Genomic DNA, 374 nt, shown 5'->3' on the forward strand with positions numbered 1-374 from the left:
TGCAGCGTTATGGCAATCTCTTTTTCCAAAGCCGAAAAGTCATTTTTGACAACTTCATAGAAGTTAATCAACTCGCTATTGGTGTCGTTAATGACTTCAACCTTAGACGGCTTTTTTGCGAAGTATACTGCAGCTCCGCCTAAGAACGGTTCACAGTATATTTTGTGTTCCGGAATAAGCTCCAGAATAATGGGTGCAAGCGTTTGCTTGCCGCCGTAGTACGAAATTGGCGTCTTCATAGACTCAAGCCTCCTCAAAATGATTGAGCTAAACCTGACGGCATGATGACCCGATAATCAAAGTACCCGAGTACGAGGGTACGGGTTAAGATTAGGGGAAACCCTGAAGGCGGTATCGACGCCTGCCCGGTGGTG

The 374-nt window shown here is 46.3% G+C and carries 1 protein-coding gene; it reads right to left on the reverse strand.

Features of this window, described 5'->3' with window-relative positions; all coding sequences use genetic code 11:
• Nucleotides 1-239 (reverse strand): DNA adenine methylase (locus HGH47_RS12335; protein ID WP_432912790.1); only part of this gene is annotated, 239 nt, incomplete at its 3' end.
• Nucleotides 240-374 lie beyond the last annotated feature (135 nt).

Origin of the sequence: Treponema sp. OMZ 805 (genome assembly GCF_050937395.1) — a bacterium.
In the GTDB taxonomy this organism is placed as follows: Bacteria; Spirochaetota; Spirochaetia; order Treponematales; family Treponemataceae; genus Treponema.